Origin of the sequence: Vibrio sp. B7 (assembly GCF_963888765.1) — a bacterium.
Taxonomy (GTDB): Bacteria; Pseudomonadota; Gammaproteobacteria; order Enterobacterales; family Vibrionaceae; genus Vibrio; species Vibrio anguillarum.
Genome location: NZ_CAWPKR010000039.1, coordinates 178,096 through 196,056, shown reverse-complemented (window position 1 = coordinate 196,056; position 17,961 = coordinate 178,096). Strand labels below are relative to the sequence as shown.

Genomic DNA, 17,961 nt, shown 5'->3' with positions numbered 1-17,961 from the left:
TCACTCACAATCAACATGAATAATATTCATAATTACAGTGTTGACATTAAATGCTATTCAATACATTCTGTGGACATATAGACGTCTAAACGTCAACTTAAGGAATGATAGATTGGCGGAAGAACGCCACAGGGAGAAATAAAATGGGATACACGCACGCCGGTCATATTGATGCACTCAACCAGAACGTGGCTGAGCTATCAGATAATATCAATGTCTCATTTGAGTTTTTTCCACCCAGCTCAGCGCAAATGGAAGAGACATTGTGGAATTCCGTTCACCGTTTAAAAACCCTGCAACCTAAATTTGTTTCTGTGACTTACGGGGCAAACTCTGGCGAGCGCGACCGCACCCATTCGATCATTAAAGAGATTAAAGATCAAACTGGCCTTATTGCAGCACCGCACCTCACTTGCATTGATGCCTCTCGCGATGAGCTTATTCAGATTGCCGATGACTACTGGCACAACGGCATCCAGAACATAGTTGCACTGCGTGGCGATATTCCCGCTGGTGGCGGCAAACCAGAAATGTATGCTTCCGACTTAGTGACTCTACTCAAATCTCGCCATGATTTTGATATTTCTGTCGCGGCATTTCCAGAAGTCCACCCTGAAGCGAAAAGCGCGCAATCCGATCTGGTCAATCTAAAACGCAAAATTGATGCAGGTGCAAACCGCGCAATTACTCAATTCTTTTTTGATGTTGAAAGCTACTTACGATTTCGCGACCGCTGCGTAGCTGCTGGTATTGATGCTGAAATTGTACCGGGCATTCTACCGGTATCAAACTTTAAACAAGCTTCTCGCTTTGCCGCGCAAAACAACGTTAAAGTCCCCGGATGGATGGCGAAACAATTTAATGGATTAGATGATGACCCAACCACACGCCAGCTCGTGGGTGCAAGCCAAGCAATTGACATGGTTCGTATTTTAAGCCGTGAAGGCGTCAAAGACTTCCATTTCTATACGCTCAATCGCGCTGAAATGACCTACGCATTGTGCCATACGTTGGGCGTAAGACCGAAAGCATAAACTTTCTCTGCACTCATAACGCTATTATTGGTAAATGTTGCTCGTGATAAAACTCGATGATTGATTAAAAGTAACGCCGACTTGATGTCGGCGTTGTGGTATCACTTAAGCGAGCAGATTATTCCACGTCGTCCATTTTACCAAGTAAGCTACGAATACGATCTTGCCATGCATTCTGCTCTTGCTCCATTTGTTGCGCTTTTTGCTCAAGCTCTTCACGCGCTACTTTTAGCTCATTCGCTTCATTTACGAGCTGCTGTTTCTCTTCTTTAAGCTCTTCCACTTCCATTTGTAGAAGTGCGATGGTGTCAACTGCGGTTTGAATTTTTGCTTCTAGTAGTTCTAATACTTCAAAAGACATGGTGCATACCCTTAGTTATTCGGTTGAGGTGAACAAAATTTCACTTATTGGTTCATTCTACTCAGCACAGCGCTCAGAAACACTCACTATATGCAAATTTTCTCGCTATTTGGCTAAAAAATCGGCTCAACTTAACCGTCAACTCACTTAAGCGCCAAGCCTAGGCCGAAAAACACTTTATCTGGCCATGGATTTGCTCAATTTGAGGCTTAGCTTTGATCAAGTGCAATCCTTGTGAACTAAAAAAGCAAACGTTTACTATTTGATATGCTAAAATTCCCGCCGAAATTTCCTATTCCCTTTTCTTTGGAGCTAGCATGAAACGCGATTTAGCAATGGCATTCTCTCGAGTCACTGAAGGTGCCGCACTGGCAGGTTACAAATGGCTTGGCCGAGGCGATAAAAATGCGGCCGATGGCGCAGCGGTAGAAGTCATGCGCAACCTACTCAATAAAACTGACATCCAAGGTGAAATTGTAATCGGTGAAGGCGAAATTGACGATGCTCCAATGCTCTACATTGGCGAGCTTGTTGGCCTTGGTGGCGATGCGGTTGATATCGCAGTGGATCCTATTGAAGGTACACGCATGACGGCAATGGGCCAGTCAAACGCATTGGCTGTTTTGGCGGCTGGCGAAAAAGGCAGCTTCCTTAAAGCACCTGATATGTACATGGAAAAATTGGTGGTTGGCCCCGGCGCTAAAGGGTGCATTGACCTCAATAAGCCTTTAAAAGAGAATTTAGAAAATATCGCCGCCGCGCTGAATAAACCATTAGACACTCTAGTTGTGATCACCTTAGCGAAACCTCGCCATGATGCCACCATAGCGCAGATGCAAGAGATGGGTGTTCGCGTGTTTGCTGTGCCAGATGGCGATGTCGCCGCCTCGATCCTAACTTGTATGCCTGATAGTGAAGTCGACGTGATGTACTGCATCGGCGGTGCACCTGAAGGAGTGGTTTCAGCCGCGGTCATCCGAGCTCTAGATGGTGACATGCATGGCCGTCTACTACCACGTCATGAAGTCAAAGGCGATACGGAAGAAAACCGCATTTACGGTGCAAAAGAGTTAGCTCGCTGCGCGGAAATGGGTGTCGAAACTGGCATAGTGTTGAAAATGGAAGAGATGGCCCGCAGTGATAACGTCATTTTCTCAGCTACTGGTATCACCAAAGGGGATCTGCTGGAAGGTATTACCCGCAAAGGCAACATCGCCACCACAGAAACGCTATTAATTCGTGGCCGCTGTCGTACCATTCGCCGTATTAAATCAATTCACTACTTAGAGCGTAAAGACCCAGAAGTGCGCGCGATCATTTTGTAATCCGCCAGTGCTTTGCTCTGTTTTATTTTAAAGACAAAGCATAGAGAGACAAAAAAGACCGCAATGCGGTCTTTTTTACTTAATCACTTTATACCGAGATGGAAGAAGTGATTAGAATAACTCTTCAGCCACTTTATACAAATCAGTGCGAACTGGACGCTTCATATTTTCAATTGCGTCGATAATATCGTGGTGAACCAACTGCTCTTTCTGAATACCAACACAACGACCACCGTGGCCATCAAGCAGTAAATGTACTGCAAAATTCCCCATGCGTGACGCAAGAACACGGTCAAACGCCGTCGGGCGACCACCGCGTTGAATATGCCCCAGCACGGTAGCGCGAGTTTCACGTCCCGTTGCTTTTTCAATTTCTTTCGCCAGTTGGTTAGCATCCATCATCAACTCAGTCAGTGCAATAATGGCGTGTTTCTTACCTTTCTTAATACCGTCTTGAACATTTGCAATCAGTTGCTCCATATTCAGGCCAGTTTCAGGGGTGATGATGTATTCACAACCGCCTGCAATCGCCGACATCAGAGTCAAATCACCGCAATGACGACCCATAATTTCAACAATAGAAATACGTTGATGAGAAGAGGAAGTATCACGTAAACGGTCAATCGCATCGATAACCGTATTTAATGCTGTTAAGTAGCCAATGGTGTAATCGGTACCAGCAATGTCGTTATCAATCGTGCCTGGTAAACCAACGCATGGAAAACCCATTTCGGTCAGCTTTTTCGCACCCATGTAAGAACCGTCACCGCCGATGACAACTAAAGCATCAATACCATGCTTTCTTAGGTTTTCGATCGCTTTTTCACGTACTGCGACTTCACGAAATTCAGGGAAACGCGCAGAACCTAGGAAAGTACCACCTTTATTGATAACGTCAGAAACGCTTGAACGATCCAATTTTTTAATGCGATCTTCATAAAGACCAAGGTAGCCATCGTAAATACCAAATACTTCCAAATCAGCACCGAGTGCCGTACGAACAACACCACGGATTGCTGCGTTCATGCCAGGTGCGTCACCGCCACTAGTCAAAACACCGATCTTCTTAATCATGCTCACCCTCGATTTTTTGGGAACTTAATACTAATTTTTTACGCTGTCCGTTAGCGATAAAACCGACAGCAAAATCTTTCTAATCTGTGCATAATGTTACCTTTCCTAAAGAGGAATACTACTGTTATTTGCACGAAATTATGTAAGTTTGCTACTTATGTAAGAGTATTACAGTTTTGAGTTAATGCTTTGTTGATTCATATCAGAATCAGGCTTATTTATTGTTCTTAAAAAGATAGTTAATAAGCGCGTTTTTGTCGCTACCACCCTTGTGATTTTTGCTTTTTTTCTGGTCCAAACACCACAGAATAAGGATCTTGGTGGATTAATACATCAGCTCCCGGGAAAGCCTCGAGTAGCTTATCTTCCACCTCATCGGAAATGCGATGCGCCTCAATCAAGCGGATATTGTCATCTAGTTCCAGATGTAACTGAATGAATCTTACAGGTCCAGACATGCGAGTTCTTAATTGATGCACACCCAACACACCAGCCACAGAAAGACATTCTGTGCGGATTTGCTTCAATTCCTCATCAGGTAACTTACGATCCAATAAGGTCTGAATGGCCTCTTGCACCATACGAAAAGCGCTGTAAAGAATATAAACGCCAATGCCGATCGCAAAGATGGCATCGGCCTGTTTAAAGCCAAACCAGCTCAATATGAGCGCGATCATAATCGCCGCATTCATGAAAAGATCGGTTTGGTAATGCAATGAATCCGCGGCAATGGCTTGGCTGCCCGTTTTTTTCACGACATGCTTTTGGAACAACACTAAGCCAAAAGTCACTAGCATTGCAAACAGGCTGACATAAACGCCATATTCAGGAGAGGTTAATTCGTGTGGGCGGAAAAAACGGTCAACCCCATTGAGGATAAGAAAACAGGCCGAGCCTGAAATGAACATCGCTTGGGCAAGAGCCGCAAGCGATTCCGCCTTACCATGACCAAAGGCGTGCTCTTTATCTGCGGGCTGCAGTGCGTAACGCACCACAATTAAATTGACCACGGAAGCGGCAATATCAAGTAAGGAATCAATCAAGGATGCGAGTAGGCTGACCGAGCCAGTAACCCACCAAGCGATCACTTTTACTATCAGCAACAATGAGGCTACAAGGGTTGCTGTCCAGGCAGCAAGCGTAACAAGGCGTGCGTATTCTTGTTTCATATCACTAAAATCAGCTTGAGAATGAGCAGGTAGTATACCTTCTCAAATTAAGAATGAATATGACACAAAAATGAACAGGCCTCACCCGAGGCCTATTATCAATTATTAGCGGTTATCAATGACTAGCTATTTTTTTTCATGTGCTTAGGACCATTTTCCATGCACTTCTGCATGCGATCTTGTTGTAGCGTTTGCAGTTTTGCTTTTTGTTCCGGAGTTAGCACACTCATCATGTCATGACGTTTTTCTAGCATCTTGACACGGTGAGCGACCTGTTGATCGACCATCTCTTTGGCTAGTTCATTTGCCGCTGCCGCATCAAAGTTCTCGGCGAGCACGAGAGCCTGTACTTTGTCATGGTGCGCTTTCATTTTCGCTTGGCGTTGACCTTTGTGCTCACCCTTCATCGCTTCGCGATTCGCCTCACGCATTCCTTTCAACTTTGCTTGTTGATCAGACGTCAAATCAAGCTGCTGCATCATGCCGCGATCAAAACCGCCACACTCATCATTTGGGCCTTTATGTTGCTCCTTACCACCAAATGCAAAGACGCTTGCTGTGCTAAGAGTCAGAGGAAGTATCACCGCCGCAAGTACTAATTTTTTTGCCATTTTCATCATCTATTCCTTCACTAAGTAGATTCTAACAAGCTGTATTCACAGCGCTTGAGTGTAGAATAGGATCTGTACGGTAAAGCAACGTATAGTGAGCGTAAAGAATCGTAAAGAGCTTATTGCTCACTGAATATCTTGCCTATTTCGCAGTAAACTGTACCCATAACTTCCCCAACGACGAGGCGACACATGGCGCATATTCTTCTGATTGATGATGATACTGAGCTCACCAGCTTACTAAAAGAAGTCTTGAGCTATGAAGGCTTCGATGTCTCTGAAGCGAATGATGGAGAGAGCGGGCTCGCGGCCATTCATGATCGCATTGATCTTGTCTTACTCGATGTAATGATGCCTAAGCTTAATGGGATGGAAACGCTGAAAAAGTTACGTGAAAACTGGCATACCCCGGTATTAATGCTCACCGCCAAAGGAGAGGAGATCGATCGCGTCATCGGTCTAGAACTCGGCGCGGATGACTATTTACCGAAGCCTTTCAGTGACCGAGAGCTGCTGGCACGCATTCGCGCGATTTTGCGCCGAACCCAAACCAGCAATGGCACCAAACATAATGAAGTCATTGAGTGCCAAGATATTCAAGTATACCCCAGCAAGCAGGAAGCCTATTGCCAAGGGCAATTGCTGGACCTTACCACCACGGAATTTGCCTTGCTGACTCATTTTGTGCAAAACCCAGGCGAAACCTTAACTAAAGAAGCGCTCAGCCTTGATGTTCTAGGAAAACGGTTGGCGGCCTTTGACCGCGCGATTGATATGCACGTCTCGAATTTACGCAAGAAATTACCTGAGCGTGTCGATGGTAAATCACGGATTAAAACGCTGCGTGGTCGTGGCTACCTCATGATTCTGGAGGATTAATGCGCCTACCTAAAATCAACAGCCTTTATGGCAGAATTTTTGCCATTTTTTGGTTTACGATGCTGCTGGTGCTGATCGCAGTATTAGCACTGCCGCACCTTGATCCTCGTAAAACCCGTGATATACCTAGCGATGAATACCAACGTCTTACACACTTAAAACAAAAAATAGAGAGTATGTTTAAAGATGAGCATGAACTCACACGCATCCTCTTTCGTTTAGAAAGTAGCAGCAACAAGCGTGGTGAAGGGCACATGCGCGAGAAGAACGGCACTCCACAATTCTTTATCACAACGCCAGATGGCACAATCCTCACCACCAAAACTCAAGCCGACTTTAAGTTTAAAGCACTCCAAAATTTCGTGACCAGCATTGAATCCATTGATAAACCACAACAGAAGCTCTATGGCCGTTATATGATTTCAGGTCCATTGCCAATCACCCTTGCCAAGCAAGATCTACTCATGTTTGTCGGTATTCGCTGGAATGAGCCCCCCCCGTTCTTATTGCAACTATTTGACCGTCCGTTCGGCCTACTGCTTGCCGTGATGCTCGTCAGTACACCGCTACTCTTATGGCTCGCATGGGCATTGAGCCAACCCGCCAGCCGCCTCGAGCAAGCCGCCAAACGGGTCGCTCGCGGCGAATTTGTGGTCGACCCAAGCTTAGAAAAAGGCACCAGTGAATTTCGCCAAGCAGGAAAAAGCTTTAACCAAATGGTAGAAGCCGTCAACCAGATGATTTCTGGCCAGCAGCGATTGCTGTCGGATATTTCACACGAACTGCGCTCCCCTTTAACGCGACTGAGAATGGCCAATGCACTTGCCACTCGAAAACAAGGTAGCAGCTCAGAATTGGAGCGGATCGACACCGAAGCACAGCGTTTAGAGCAGATGATCGGTGAACTTCTGACGCTTTCGCGTATGCAAACCAATAGCCATCTCAGCCGAGAAACTCAACCGCTATCCAGTTTATGGGAGGAATTATTGAGTGATGCCCAATTTGAGGCGGAGCAGATGGAAAAAAGACTCACCTATAATGCGATTCCACCGCACACGATTTCCGGTACACCAAAACTGCTGATGAGCGCATTGGAAAACATTGTGCGTAACGCCATTTACTATGGCAAAGATGAAATCAATATTACCTTTTCGGTCGAAAAAGGCAGACTATCGGTTTGCGTGGAAGACAATGGTGAAGGCGTTCCCGAAAACGAGTTAGACGATATTTTCCGCCCCTTTTATCGTGTTTCCACTGCGCGTGATAGGCACAGTGGTGGTACAGGGTTAGGTTTAGCCATCACCGAAAGTGCCATTCGTCAACACAGCGGTACGATTCACGCAAGCCGCAGCCAATTAGGTGGGTTAAAAGTACAATTCACGCTCCCATTGGATAGTTAAATTCCACTTATGCCTATATCGCCAAATAACGGGTGACTTGTACTCAATAGGCTCGTCACCTTATACTTCCGGCCCACACTCCTGAAGAGCAGCTATACCATGTTTGATATCGCACTTTACGAACCTGAAATCGCCCCTAATACCGGAAATATTATTCGCTTGTGTGCCAATTGCGGCGCTAATTTGCATCTTATTGAACCGCTGGGTTTTGATCTAGAAGAGAAGAAAGTGCGCCGTGCAGGGCTTGATTACCACGATTTAGCGCGCGTAACGCGTCATGCCAACTTGGATGCCTTTATGGACTACCTCAATGCAGAGCGCGAAACGTACCGGATTTTTGCTTGTACCACTAAAACCACGGGGCACCACGTCGATGCGCAGTTTCAAAAAGGAGATGTGTTGATGTTTGGCCCAGAAACTCGTGGATTACCAGCGCAAGTCATCGCAAGCCTACCGATGACACAACGTATTCGTATTCCGATGATGGCAGAAGCTCGCAGTTTAAATCTCTCTAATGCGGTCGCTATTATTGCGTTTGAAGCGTGGCGTCAAATGGGCTTTGAAGGTGCGCGATAACAGCGCTAGTGTTCTAAAACGGTAGGAAGATAAATCACAAAATAGCAAAAAGGCCGCCTAGGCGACCTTTTTATTAATTCTAGATATTAGGCTAGATTACAGAACAGTTACTTGAGCTGCTTGTAGGCCTTTTTGACCGTTTTCTACATTGAAAGACACTTTTTGGCCTTCAATTAGAGTTTTGAAACCGTCAGAAGCGATTGCATTGAAGTGTACGAACACGTCAGCGCCGCCGTTATCTTGAGTAAGGAAGCCGAAACCTTTAGTTTCGTTAAACCATTTTACAGAACCAGTTGTTTTGTTAGACATAATGTGTCCCTTTTATTTAAATTCATAAAGTTATCGCGCTTATGCGCAATGCACTGATAGATTGAATTATTTAATGTTACTAATAAGGTAAGGGAAACACTGAGGACATCAACTTTTACGATGGGATTCTGAGAATTTACTTTTACTTTTATTTTTTGTTTCATTAATAACCCCTGAACAACAGAGCGAGGTAACTATATTCGCTAACGTTGCACTAAGCAATCTATTTCGGCATTTAATTTTTACAACTCAAAACAATAGAGTAAGAAACACCATAAAAAGTCTTTTATTTCAGCCTATTATGTTCATCATCTTTACGTTCAAATTCACCTTCGAAGGTTTTTCCCGTTTCAGATGGTTCAAAGTCACGATCAAATGGGGCTTTGTTATGACGGCTATCATCAAACTGCGCCTGAAAACGGCCTGATACACCATTCACCACCACTTTATTCATCAAATAGTTGGCAAGCAAAGCCCGAGGTGCAGGCAATAGCACCACCATACCAAGTGCATCGGTCAAAAAACCCGGTACTAAAAGCAGCACACCCGCCACCGCCAGCATCACGCCCTCAATAATTTGCTGCGCAGGTAGCTCACCTTGGTGCAAACGGTGTTGAACGCTAAGTAAAGTTTGTATCCCTTGACTACGAACCAATGATGCACCAACAAATGCCGTAATCAGCACCAAGGCGATAGTTGGCCACATACCTAGCAAGCTGCCTACTTGGATAAAGAGACCAATTTCAATGATTGGCACAAAAATAAAAGCCAGAAGTAAGATTGGAAACACACGCCCTCCTTTGTTTATTGCTCTCACCTTACCGTCAACCACAGGCGACTACAACACTCAACGCTCAATCAAAGAGCACCACCTCGCAGCCTAAATGACTAAATAGAGCCAGTATCTATCTTAAAATAGACCGAATATTGGCTCTATCTGAAATCCATTCATTCGCTCATTTTGCTAACAAAACCTGAACAAATCTCATACCACACAGACAAATCCAACCGCTGGCATCACAACTATTTATCAACGCGATAACTGTTTTTAAAACCTAAAAATAACGCATGTGAGTGCGTATCAAATTTTCATAAAATATTGACCTAAAAGGTGATCCACTTACTATTTTTTAAATCTAGGTTGAGTATGATGTGCCACAGAAGTCAGGACGGATTTTCCAGCCTAAAATTCTGACGAATGGATTCTTAAACTGCAGAAATGGCTAATAATTTCACTAATTATCAGAATAATTCTCTAAGGATCCTGTTATGGCTACCCTATCAGAAACGACAGCTGCTACAGCTAACTCGGCCACTCGTATCGAAGAAGATCTATTAGGTCAACGTCACGTTCCTGCTGACGCGTATTATGGCATTCATACGCTGCGCGCTATCGAAAACTTTAATATTTCAAAATCAACCATTTCTGATGTGCCTGAATTTGTACGCGGTATGGTGATGACTAAAAAAGCCGCCACGCTAGCCAACAAAGAGCTCGGCGTCATTCCAAGCCAAGTGGCTAATTACATCCTCCAAGCGTGTGACTTGATCCTAGAAACAGGTAAGTGCATGGATCAATTTCCGTCAGACGTATACCAAGGCGGCGCCGGTACTTCTGTCAATATGAACACCAACGAAGTGATCGCGAACCTTGCTCTGGAATTAATGGGTAAAGAAAAGGGTCAGTACGAGTTCATCAACCCCAATGACCACGTTAATAAAAGCCAATCAACCAACTGTGCTTACCCTACTGGTTTCCGCATTGCGGTATACAACAGCATCCTGAAACTGATTGATTCTATTGCCTATCTAAAAGGTGCGTTTGAGCTAAAAAGCCAAGAGTTCTCTGGCATTTTGAAAATGGGTCGTACTCAATTGCAAGACGCCGTACCGATGACCGTAGGTCAAGAGTTCCGCGCTTGGGCGGTCACCATTAATGAAGAGATCCGCAACCTAGAGTACACCTCTAAACTGCTGCTTGAGATCAACCTTGGCGCAACAGCGATCGGTACTGGCCTGAATGCGGCGCCGGGATATCAAGCGGCGGCGGTAAAACACCTTGCTGCGGTGACAGGCTTAGCTGTGGTACCAGCGGAAGATTTAATTGAAGCAACCTCTGACTGCGGTGCTTATGTTATGGCGCACGGCGCGCTAAAACGCCTTGCTGTGAAACTCTCTAAAATCTGCAATGACTTACGTCTTCTTTCATCTGGCCCTCGCGCGGGTCTAAACGAGTTGAACCTACCTGAACTGCAAGCTGGGTCTTCCATCATGCCTGCAAAAGTAAACCCTGTGGTGCCTGAAGTGGTCAACCAAGTGTGCTTTAAAGTACTTGGTAACGACAACACTATTTCCTTTGCCGCAGAAGGTGGCCAATTACAGCTAAACGTGATGGAACCTGTGATTGCACAAAGCATGTTTGAGTCAATTGAAATTCTTTCAAACGCCTGCATAAACCTTCGTGACAAGTGTGTTGACGGCATCACTGTCAATAAAGAAGTGTGTGAAGCTTACGTATTCAACTCTATCGGTATCGTGACTTACCTTAACCCATATATTGGCCACCATGAAGGTGACATCGTGGGTAAAATTTGTGCGGAAACGGGTAAGAGCGTACGTGAAGTTGTGCTTGAGCGAGGCTTACTCACCGCCGAAGAGCTCGATGACATCTTGTCCGTCGAAAACTTTATGCGCCCTCAGTACAAAGCGAAACGCTACGAATAATCAAAAAAGGCTCTGATTCAGAGCCTTTTTACTTTCTACAAGTTATTAAGTGAGAAAAAATTGCGTTACATCATGGCGCAAAGCATACCGTTCAATATCGCTGAACCTGTAGAATGACCCTATTTTTCATTATCTTTAGGAGTATAAGATGTTCTTAATTGAGTTCCTTATCGTATTAGGATGTATCCTAATTGGTGCAAGGATTGGTGGTATTGGGCTTGGTGTGATGGGCGGTATTGGCCTTGCTGTACTGAGCTTTGGATTTGGCATGCAACCAACCAGCCCACCGATTGATGTGATGTTGATGATCATGGCCGTGGTTGCAGCAGCAGCCTCAATGCAAGCGGCTGGCGGTTTAGATTATTTGATCAAAATTGCCACTAACATTTTGCATAAAAACCCTCGCCACATCACTTTCATCGCCCCTTTGGTAACTTACTTTTTTACAATGATGGCTGGTACAGGTCACGTGGCCTATTCAGTACTGCCCGTTATTGCTGAAGTGAGCCGTCGCAGTGGTATTCGTCCAGAACGTCCTTTAGGTATGGCGGTGATCGCGTCACAATTTGCGATTGTAGCTAGCCCAATTGCGGCCGCCGTCGTGGCGTTAGTCGCCTTCTTAGAACCACAAGGCATCACGCTAACGGATGTATTAATGATCACCATCCCAAGTACCATTCTTGGTTTGGCTTGCGCGTGCTTATTCGTCAATAAAATCGGTGTTGAGCTGAAAGACGACCCAGAATATCAACGTCGCTTGCAAGACCCAGAATTTCGCGCAGAGATGGAACAAGAAGTATCGATTGCTGATATTCAAATCACGCCACAAGCGAAAAAATCGGTCGGGCTATTTTTGTTCGGTGCCATTGTAGTGGTGGTGATGGGTGCATTGCCTAGCTTGCGCCCACAATTTAACGGCTCAGCCATGGGGATGGCGCACACGATTGAAATCGTGATGCTGTCTATCGCGGCGCTGATCATTTTACTGTGCAAACCTGACGGCAACGCCATCAGCCAAGGTTCCGTATTCCATGCAGGTATGCGTGCTATCGTGGCGATCTTCGGTATCGCTTGGTTAGGTGACACCTTCATTGCCGGCCATGGTGCCATGGTCAAAGAAGCGGTCTCTGGCCTAGTGGAAGTCGCACCATGGACATTCGCGTTCGCGTTATTTGCTCTGTCGGTGATGGTCAATAGCCAAGGCGCAACAACAGCCGTGTTAGTCCCTGTTGCAATAACCTTGGGTTTGCCACCAGCCATTATTATTGCGGTTTTCGTTGCCGTTAACGGTTACTTCTTCATTCCAAACTACGGCCCTATCATCGCATCTATCGACTTTGACCGGACTGGTACCACTCGTATTGGTAAGTATATTTTCAACCACAGCTTTATGCTCCCAGGCTTGTTAAGCATGGTGTTTAGTATTGGTTTTGGTTTGTTGTTCTCCAATATTTTGATGTAATCTCTACTATTGTTATAAGGGAGCTTTAGCTCCCTTTTTATTTGTCACGTATAAAATATTGATACATATCAATAAAGCAATAAATAATTACTTCTCTTCACTCATTCAGCTTAATGAATAAAATTTCAATATATTTACCCTACAACGATTATCCGCCTATCTCCATGTCTTCGAATAAAAAGCGTAAGAATATAATTCCATTATTTACACTCAATTACCCTAAATTAAATTCCCTAAGAAAATGGTGTGTAACTCGGTACTATTGTTTTGTGAAGCAAGACAAAGTTACGCTTTAAAACTCACCTTAGAATTTATACAGATATCTGAGCAAGTGAGCATTTATGTTCACTTAATAATAATTAAAACTTTTCATTTAACGTATTTAATTGAAGTTCCAATAACTTTTTATTCTTTCACCCCTAGTAGATAATATTTTAATGGGCTGGAAGACTGAAGAACATTAGCCGCTGAACACACTCAGAATCTCGTTGTTCTCTGAGTGTAAGGAGATCGCTATGACAACCCAAACTGTATCCACGGAACCTAAAGGTGGCTTCTTTGCTAACTTTAAGTTTCCTTCCGCTTACACCATCCTTTTCATTCTAATTGCTCTTGTGGCCCTTTTAACCTGGATTGTGCCTGCCGGTCAGTATCAGCGCACCATGAATGAAGAACTGGGCAAAGAAGTGCCTATTGCGGGAACTTATCAACACGCAGAAGGTAACCCACAAGGGGTAATCGATGTGTTGATGGCACCGATTGACGGCTTTTATGACCACAACAGCTACGAAGCTGCCGCGATTGACGTGTCTCTGTTCATTTTAGTCATTGGTGGCTTTTTGGGCCTAGTGACCAAAACAGGTGCGATTGATGCGGGCATTGAACGCGTAACAGCGCGGCTTGAAGGGCGTGAAGAGTTGATGATACCCATCCTGATGGCGCTGTTTGCCGCAGGCGGTACGATTTACGGTATGGCGGAAGAATCCTTACCTTTCTACACCTTACTCGTACCTGTGATGATGGCCGCTCGTTTTGACCCACTGGTTGCCGCCGCTACCGTACTGCTTGGCGCGGGTATCGGTACGCTGGGCTCCACTATCAACCCGTTTGCCACCGTAATTGCGGCCAACGCAGCGGGCATTCCGTTTACTGATGGCATCATGTTGCGCTTAGCAATGTTAGCTGTCGGTTGGGTTATCTGTGTGCTGTACGTGATGCGCTACGCGAAAATGGTGCAAGCGGATCAAAGTAAATCGATTGTGTACGATAAGTACGAAGAGAACAAAGCTCACTTCCTTGGCAACCAAAGTGGAGAGAAACTCGAATTCACCGCCACCCGCAAAGTTATTTTGACCATTTTCGCGGCCGCTTTTGGCGTGATGATTTATGGTGTATCTGTTGCTGGATGGTGGATGGCTGAGATCTCAGCGATGTTCTTGGGTGCAACCATCATTATCGGTTTAATTGCTCGTATGAGTGAAGAGGAATTCACCACCAGCTTTATTGATGGTGCACGAGACCTATTAGGCGTAGCGCTGATCATTGGTATCGCACGCGGCATTGTGGTGATCATGGACCGCGGGATGATCACCGACACTATTTTGTTCTCAGCCGAGCAAATGGTTACTGGCCTTTCATCCGTCATTTTTATTAACGTAATGTATTTACTGGAAATTCTTCTCTCTTTCCTTGTACCTTCGTCTTCTGGCCTTGCGGTATTAACCATGCCCATCATGGCTCCATTGGCTGACTTTGCAGGCGTTGGCCGCGACCTTGTCGTCACGGCTTACCAATCGGCTTCAGGGATAGTCAACCTCATCACGCCAACCTCTGCGGTAGTGATGGGCGGCTTAGCAATTGCTCGTGTACCTTATGTTCGCTGGGTGAAATGGGTCGCACCACTGTTAGGCATATTGTGCGTATTCATTATGCTATCTCTCAGCCTAGGTGCGATGCTATAGCGCCAAACTGATGAACGATATGTCGTAGGTAAAAACCGCGCCACACTCTTTAAAAGCCGCATGATTGCGGCTTTTTTATTGGCAGGCCGACTTAGGCTCATTGGCTGCGCAGCTACCCAGTTCTAAACATGATACGTTAGCCAAATCAGGAAATGATGGCTTTCAACGTCGTTAGATAACCATTAGTTTTGATGGCTATTTTTTATAGCAATCGGCTGGGATAAATAACCACTTTTGGTGACTAAATAAAACGCGGCCTATATTCCTTTATCACCAAATTCAGATCGCCTGCTATGTCATCTCTCATTTTCAGTCCTCTATTACGCCCATTCAGACAAAACATCTACATTAGAAAGCATGCGTGAGATCAAGTTTTATTAAGAAAGTTATGTTAACACAGCCCATTTCTTCGACTCATATTCAACTATATACCCTTTTCAAGTGCATATTCTTAACCCATTCGATGAATTATCGATGTGTTTTTGGTGCATAAAATTCCCAACCAAAATACTGAGCCTATATGGAGTAGTGCTGCGTGAGATTTAAATTGAATGAACATCCATAAAAAAAGCAGTAATAAATATGACACTCACAATATAAACACTGCATAAACATTGTTAAAAAACTATTATTTTCGCCGAATTTCAATATAAATCATTCTGTGATGGACCTCTAAGAACATATACAGACCAAGGGTAATATTAATTGCAGAACAAAGAAGTGAATAAATAAATTCATACTGAATTCCCTACAGAAATAATTATGTATTTATCCAGAACAAGTTGAATTTAATGTCAAAAATATAACGGCATAAATGCATATAAATTAAGAGAGATACTATTATGAGTAAGTTATATGTTGGTTCTGAAATTGGTCAATTACGTCGAGTTCTTGTTCACCGCCCAAGACGCTCACTCACTCACTTAACACCATCCAACTGTCACGACCTTTTGTTTGATGATGTATTGGCCGTAGAGCGTGCGGGGAAAGAGCATGATGCGTTCACACAAACGCTACGTGACCAAGGTGTTGAAGTTTTACTGCTGACCGATCTATTAGCCGACACGCTAGCGGTTCCCGTCGCAAAAGAGTGGCTGCTTACTCAACAAGTATCGGATTACCGCCTTGGCAAAACATTTGCGAATGACGTGCGCTGCTACCTCAGCGATCTGCCAAACCTTGAATTGGCAAAAATCCTGACAGGTGGTTTGTCTTACGCTGAAATGCCAATGAAATCCTCTTCAATGATGCAAGGCTTACATGCACCAACCGATTTCATCATTGAACCACTGCCAAACCATCTCTTTACTCGCGATACGTCTTGCTGGGTATACGGTGGCGTGTCAATCAACCCGATGGCAAAACCTGCACGTCAACGTGAAACCAACCATGTGCGTGCGATTTACCGCTGGCATCCAAGCTTTGCGGGCCAAGACTTCATTAAATACTTCGGTGATGACGAGAGCATTAATTACGATAATTCAACCATTGAAGGTGGCGACGTTCTTGTGATTGGCAAAGGTGCAGTACTGATTGGTATGTCTGAGCGCACCACAGCGCAAGGTGTTGAACACTTAGCTGCGGGCCTATTTAAACATGGCCAAGCGAAGCAAATCATTGCGATGGAACTACCAAAACACCGCTCTTGCATGCACTTAGATACCGTCATGACACACATGCGTGAAGACACCTTCTCTGTTTACCCAGAAGTAGTACGCAAAGATGTGAAATGCTGGAGCCTCACAGGCGATGAGTCTGGTGCCGTGAACGTCAAAGAAGAAGGTTACTTCGTGACCGCCATCGAAAAAGCACTTGGCGTTGACAAGCTCAACCTAATCACAACGGGCGGTGACAACTTCAACGCAGAACGTGAACAGTGGAACGATGCAAACAATGTCCTAACCGTCAAACCTGGCGTAGTGATTGGCTATGAAGGCAACACCTATACCAATGAAAAATACGACAAAGCAGGCATCACCGTTCTGTCTATTCCTGGTGACGAATTGGGCCGTGGCCGTGGCGGTGCACGCTGCATGAGCTGCCCAATTGAGCGTGACGGTATCTAGCCCTTAGGTTAATCAAATGGGTTGAGGAAAATCTCCTCTGCACGCCTCAACCCACCTTAGAAGAGATAGAATTATGAGCAAACAAACTGTTGTTGTTGCATTAGGTGGAAACGCGCTACTTCGCCGTGGTCAGCCATTAGAAGCAGATGTTCAACGTCGCAACATTGAAATTGCAGTCAAAACCATTTCCGAAATAGCCAAACACTATAACGTGGTGCTGGTGCATGGCAATGGCCCTCAAGTTGGCCTGCTGGCACTACAAGGTCTCGAATACAAAAAAGTAGCGCCGTATCCACTCGACGTATTGGGCAGTGAAACTCAAGGGATGATTGGCTACATGTTGATGCAAGAGTTCAAAAACATGCTGCCTGAACGCAACATTTCGTGCATGTTGACCCAAATGATGGTCGACCCGAAAGACCCTGCATTTGCCAACCCAACTAAACCGATTGGCCCAGTTTATCAAGAAGCAGAAGCGCGTGAATTGGCTGAGAAATACCACTGGACAGTCAAGCCCGACGGCCAATACTTCCGCCGTGTGGTTCCGAGCCCTCAACCGATAGGCATCGTCGAACATGATGCGATTTCCCAGCTTATCAGTGCTGGTCATTTAGTGATTTGCACCGGTGGTGGCGGTATTCCAGTCAAACGTGAAAACGGCAAATTAGTCGGTGTAGAAGCAGTGATCGACAAAGACATGTCTGCTGCCTTTCTTGCCAAACAATTGAACGCCGACGCGCTGCTCATTTTGACCGATGCTGACGCCGTTTACCTTGATTGGGGTAAACCAACCCAACATGCGCTGCGCAGCACAACGCCAAGCGAGCTTGCCAACTATCAATTTGATGCTGGTTCTATGGGGCCAAAAATTGAAGCCTCGTGCGAATTCATTCAACAAGGCGGGAAAGTCGTTGGGATCGGCGCGTTAGAAGATGGCCTACGCATCTTAGAAGGCACAGCAGGCACCAATATTACGCGTGACTAAAGCATTGTTTTTAAAATCTATTTTA

At 45.1% G+C, this 17,961-nt stretch carries 16 protein-coding genes; 10 read left to right on the top strand and 6 right to left on the bottom strand.

Annotated elements, in window-relative coordinates; translation table 11 throughout:
- Positions 1 to 143 precede the first annotated feature (143 nt).
- Complete coding sequence (gene metF, locus AACV32_RS16795; RefSeq protein ID WP_017043191.1) at positions 144 to 1,034, top strand: methylenetetrahydrofolate reductase; 891 nt, start codon at positions 144 to 146, stop codon at positions 1,032 to 1,034.
- Between the two features lie 118 nt (positions 1,035 to 1,152).
- Here the strand turns inward: metF and zapB are convergent, their stop codons facing one another.
- The gene (gene zapB / locus AACV32_RS16790; protein WP_010318338.1) at positions 1,153 to 1,395 is read right to left on the bottom strand and encodes a cell division protein ZapB; all 243 of its coding nucleotides are present in this window, start codon (positions 1,393 to 1,395) and stop codon (positions 1,153 to 1,155) included.
- A 317-nt stretch (positions 1,396 to 1,712) separates the two neighbouring features.
- On the opposite strand from zapB, the gene glpX reads away from it, so the two are divergent.
- Positions 1,713 to 2,720, top strand: a complete 1,008-nt coding sequence (glpX, locus tag AACV32_RS16785; protein WP_017049226.1) for a class II fructose-bisphosphatase — start codon at positions 1,713 to 1,715, stop codon at positions 2,718 to 2,720.
- Positions 2,721 to 2,831: 111 nt separating this feature from the next.
- Here glpX and pfkA read toward each other — a convergent pair whose 3' ends face one another.
- The 3 genes from pfkA to AACV32_RS16770 all read right to left on the bottom strand — a co-directional run bounded on the left by pfkA (position 2,832) and on the right by AACV32_RS16770 (position 5,583).
- Positions 2,832 to 3,794 carry a 6-phosphofructokinase gene (gene pfkA / locus AACV32_RS16780; protein ID WP_026027886.1) on the bottom strand — a complete coding sequence of 321 codons (963 nt, stop codon included), beginning with the start codon at positions 3,792 to 3,794 and terminating at the stop codon, positions 2,832 to 2,834.
- A 260-nt stretch (positions 3,795 to 4,054) separates the two neighbouring features.
- The gene (gene fieF / locus AACV32_RS16775; protein ID WP_010318335.1) at positions 4,055 to 4,963 is read right to left on the bottom strand and encodes a CDF family cation-efflux transporter FieF; all 909 of its coding nucleotides are present in this window, start codon (positions 4,961 to 4,963) and stop codon (positions 4,055 to 4,057) included.
- A 122-nt stretch (positions 4,964 to 5,085) separates the two neighbouring features.
- The gene (locus AACV32_RS16770) at positions 5,086 to 5,583 is read right to left on the bottom strand and encodes a CpxP family protein (protein WP_017049227.1); all 498 of its coding nucleotides are present in this window, start codon (positions 5,581 to 5,583) and stop codon (positions 5,086 to 5,088) included.
- A gap of 183 nt (positions 5,584 to 5,766) precedes the next feature.
- Here AACV32_RS16770 and AACV32_RS16765 point away from each other — a divergent pair, with 183 nt between their 5' ends.
- The 3 genes from AACV32_RS16765 (at position 5,767) to AACV32_RS16755 (ending at position 8,429) form a co-directional block, all read left to right on the top strand.
- Positions 5,767 to 6,453, top strand: a complete 687-nt coding sequence (locus tag AACV32_RS16765; protein WP_013855837.1) for a response regulator — start codon at positions 5,767 to 5,769, stop codon at positions 6,451 to 6,453.
- Positions 6,453 to 7,853: an envelope stress sensor histidine kinase CpxA gene (cpxA, locus tag AACV32_RS16760; protein ID WP_013855836.1), complete on the top strand. Its 1,401-nt coding sequence runs from the start codon at positions 6,453 to 6,455 to the stop codon at positions 7,851 to 7,853. The genes AACV32_RS16765 and cpxA overlap by 1 nt, the downstream gene beginning before the upstream one ends.
- 99 nt (positions 7,854 to 7,952) lie before the next feature.
- Positions 7,953 to 8,429, top strand: a complete 477-nt coding sequence (locus AACV32_RS16755) for a tRNA (cytidine(34)-2'-O)-methyltransferase (RefSeq protein WP_017048882.1) — start codon at positions 7,953 to 7,955, stop codon at positions 8,427 to 8,429.
- A 96-nt stretch (positions 8,430 to 8,525) separates the two neighbouring features.
- On the opposite strand, the gene cspE is transcribed toward AACV32_RS16755, so the two are convergent.
- Positions 8,526 to 8,738 carry a transcription antiterminator/RNA stability regulator CspE gene (cspE, locus tag AACV32_RS16750; RefSeq protein WP_013855834.1) on the bottom strand — a complete coding sequence of 71 codons (213 nt, stop codon included), beginning with the start codon at positions 8,736 to 8,738 and terminating at the stop codon, positions 8,526 to 8,528.
- A gap of 286 nt (positions 8,739 to 9,024) precedes the next feature.
- Positions 9,025 to 9,528 carry an FxsA family protein gene (locus AACV32_RS16745; protein ID WP_038149154.1) on the bottom strand — a complete coding sequence of 168 codons (504 nt, stop codon included), beginning with the start codon at positions 9,526 to 9,528 and terminating at the stop codon, positions 9,025 to 9,027.
- A gap of 479 nt (positions 9,529 to 10,007) precedes the next feature.
- Between AACV32_RS16745 and aspA the strand changes: the two genes are divergently transcribed.
- The 5 genes from aspA to arcC all read left to right on the top strand — a co-directional run bounded on the left by aspA (position 10,008) and on the right by arcC (position 17,936).
- On the top strand, positions 10,008 to 11,462 hold the full coding sequence (gene aspA, locus AACV32_RS16740; protein ID WP_017042195.1) for an aspartate ammonia-lyase: 1,455 nt from the start codon (positions 10,008 to 10,010) through the stop codon (positions 11,460 to 11,462).
- A gap of 148 nt (positions 11,463 to 11,610) precedes the next feature.
- Positions 11,611 to 12,924: an anaerobic C4-dicarboxylate transporter family protein gene (locus tag AACV32_RS16735; RefSeq protein ID WP_017042196.1), complete on the top strand. Its 1,314-nt coding sequence runs from the start codon at positions 11,611 to 11,613 to the stop codon at positions 12,922 to 12,924.
- Between the two features lie 515 nt (positions 12,925 to 13,439).
- Positions 13,440 to 14,885: a YfcC family protein gene (locus AACV32_RS16730; RefSeq protein WP_026027156.1), complete on the top strand. Its 1,446-nt coding sequence runs from the start codon at positions 13,440 to 13,442 to the stop codon at positions 14,883 to 14,885.
- Positions 14,886 to 15,727: 842 nt separating this feature from the next.
- Positions 15,728 to 16,951 (top strand): arginine deiminase, encoded by a 1,224-nt coding sequence (gene arcA / locus AACV32_RS16725; RefSeq protein ID WP_017046788.1) that lies wholly within the window; start codon positions 15,728 to 15,730, stop codon positions 16,949 to 16,951.
- Positions 16,952 to 17,024: 73 nt separating this feature from the next.
- A complete protein-coding gene (gene arcC, locus AACV32_RS16720; RefSeq protein ID WP_013855827.1) occupies positions 17,025 to 17,936 on the top strand; it encodes a carbamate kinase in 912 nt (303 codons plus the stop codon).
- The last annotated feature ends 25 nt before the right edge of the window (positions 17,937 to 17,961 follow it).

What these genes read in the sequence shown, in the direction of transcription:
- metF (WP_017043191.1), top strand. Translation starts at nt 144, where the DNA reads ATGGGATACACGCACGCCGGTCATATTGATGCACTCAACCAGAACGTG.
- zapB (WP_010318338.1), bottom strand. Translation starts at nt 1,395, where the DNA reads ATGTCTTTTGAAGTATTAGAACTACTAGAAGCAAAAATTCAAACCGCA.
- glpX (WP_017049226.1), top strand. Translation starts at nt 1,713, where the DNA reads ATGAAACGCGATTTAGCAATGGCATTCTCTCGAGTCACTGAAGGTGCC.
- pfkA (WP_026027886.1), bottom strand. Translation starts at nt 3,794, where the DNA reads ATGATTAAGAAGATCGGTGTTTTGACTAGTGGCGGTGACGCACCTGGC.
- fieF (WP_010318335.1), bottom strand. Translation starts at nt 4,963, where the DNA reads ATGAAACAAGAATACGCACGCCTTGTTACGCTTGCTGCCTGGACAGCA.
- AACV32_RS16770 (WP_017049227.1), bottom strand. Translation starts at nt 5,583, where the DNA reads ATGATGAAAATGGCAAAAAAATTAGTACTTGCGGCGGTGATACTTCCT.
- AACV32_RS16765 (WP_013855837.1), top strand. Translation starts at nt 5,767, where the DNA reads ATGGCGCATATTCTTCTGATTGATGATGATACTGAGCTCACCAGCTTA.
- cpxA (WP_013855836.1), top strand. Translation starts at nt 6,453, where the DNA reads ATGCGCCTACCTAAAATCAACAGCCTTTATGGCAGAATTTTTGCCATT.
- AACV32_RS16755 (WP_017048882.1), top strand. Translation starts at nt 7,953, where the DNA reads ATGTTTGATATCGCACTTTACGAACCTGAAATCGCCCCTAATACCGGA.
- cspE (WP_013855834.1), bottom strand. Translation starts at nt 8,738, where the DNA reads ATGTCTAACAAAACAACTGGTTCTGTAAAATGGTTTAACGAAACTAAA.
- aspA (WP_017042195.1), top strand. Translation starts at nt 10,008, where the DNA reads ATGGCTACCCTATCAGAAACGACAGCTGCTACAGCTAACTCGGCCACT.
- AACV32_RS16735 (WP_017042196.1), top strand. Translation starts at nt 11,611, where the DNA reads ATGTTCTTAATTGAGTTCCTTATCGTATTAGGATGTATCCTAATTGGT.
- AACV32_RS16730 (WP_026027156.1), top strand. Translation starts at nt 13,440, where the DNA reads ATGACAACCCAAACTGTATCCACGGAACCTAAAGGTGGCTTCTTTGCT.
- arcA (WP_017046788.1), top strand. Translation starts at nt 15,728, where the DNA reads ATGAGTAAGTTATATGTTGGTTCTGAAATTGGTCAATTACGTCGAGTT.
- arcC (WP_013855827.1), top strand. Translation starts at nt 17,025, where the DNA reads ATGAGCAAACAAACTGTTGTTGTTGCATTAGGTGGAAACGCGCTACTT.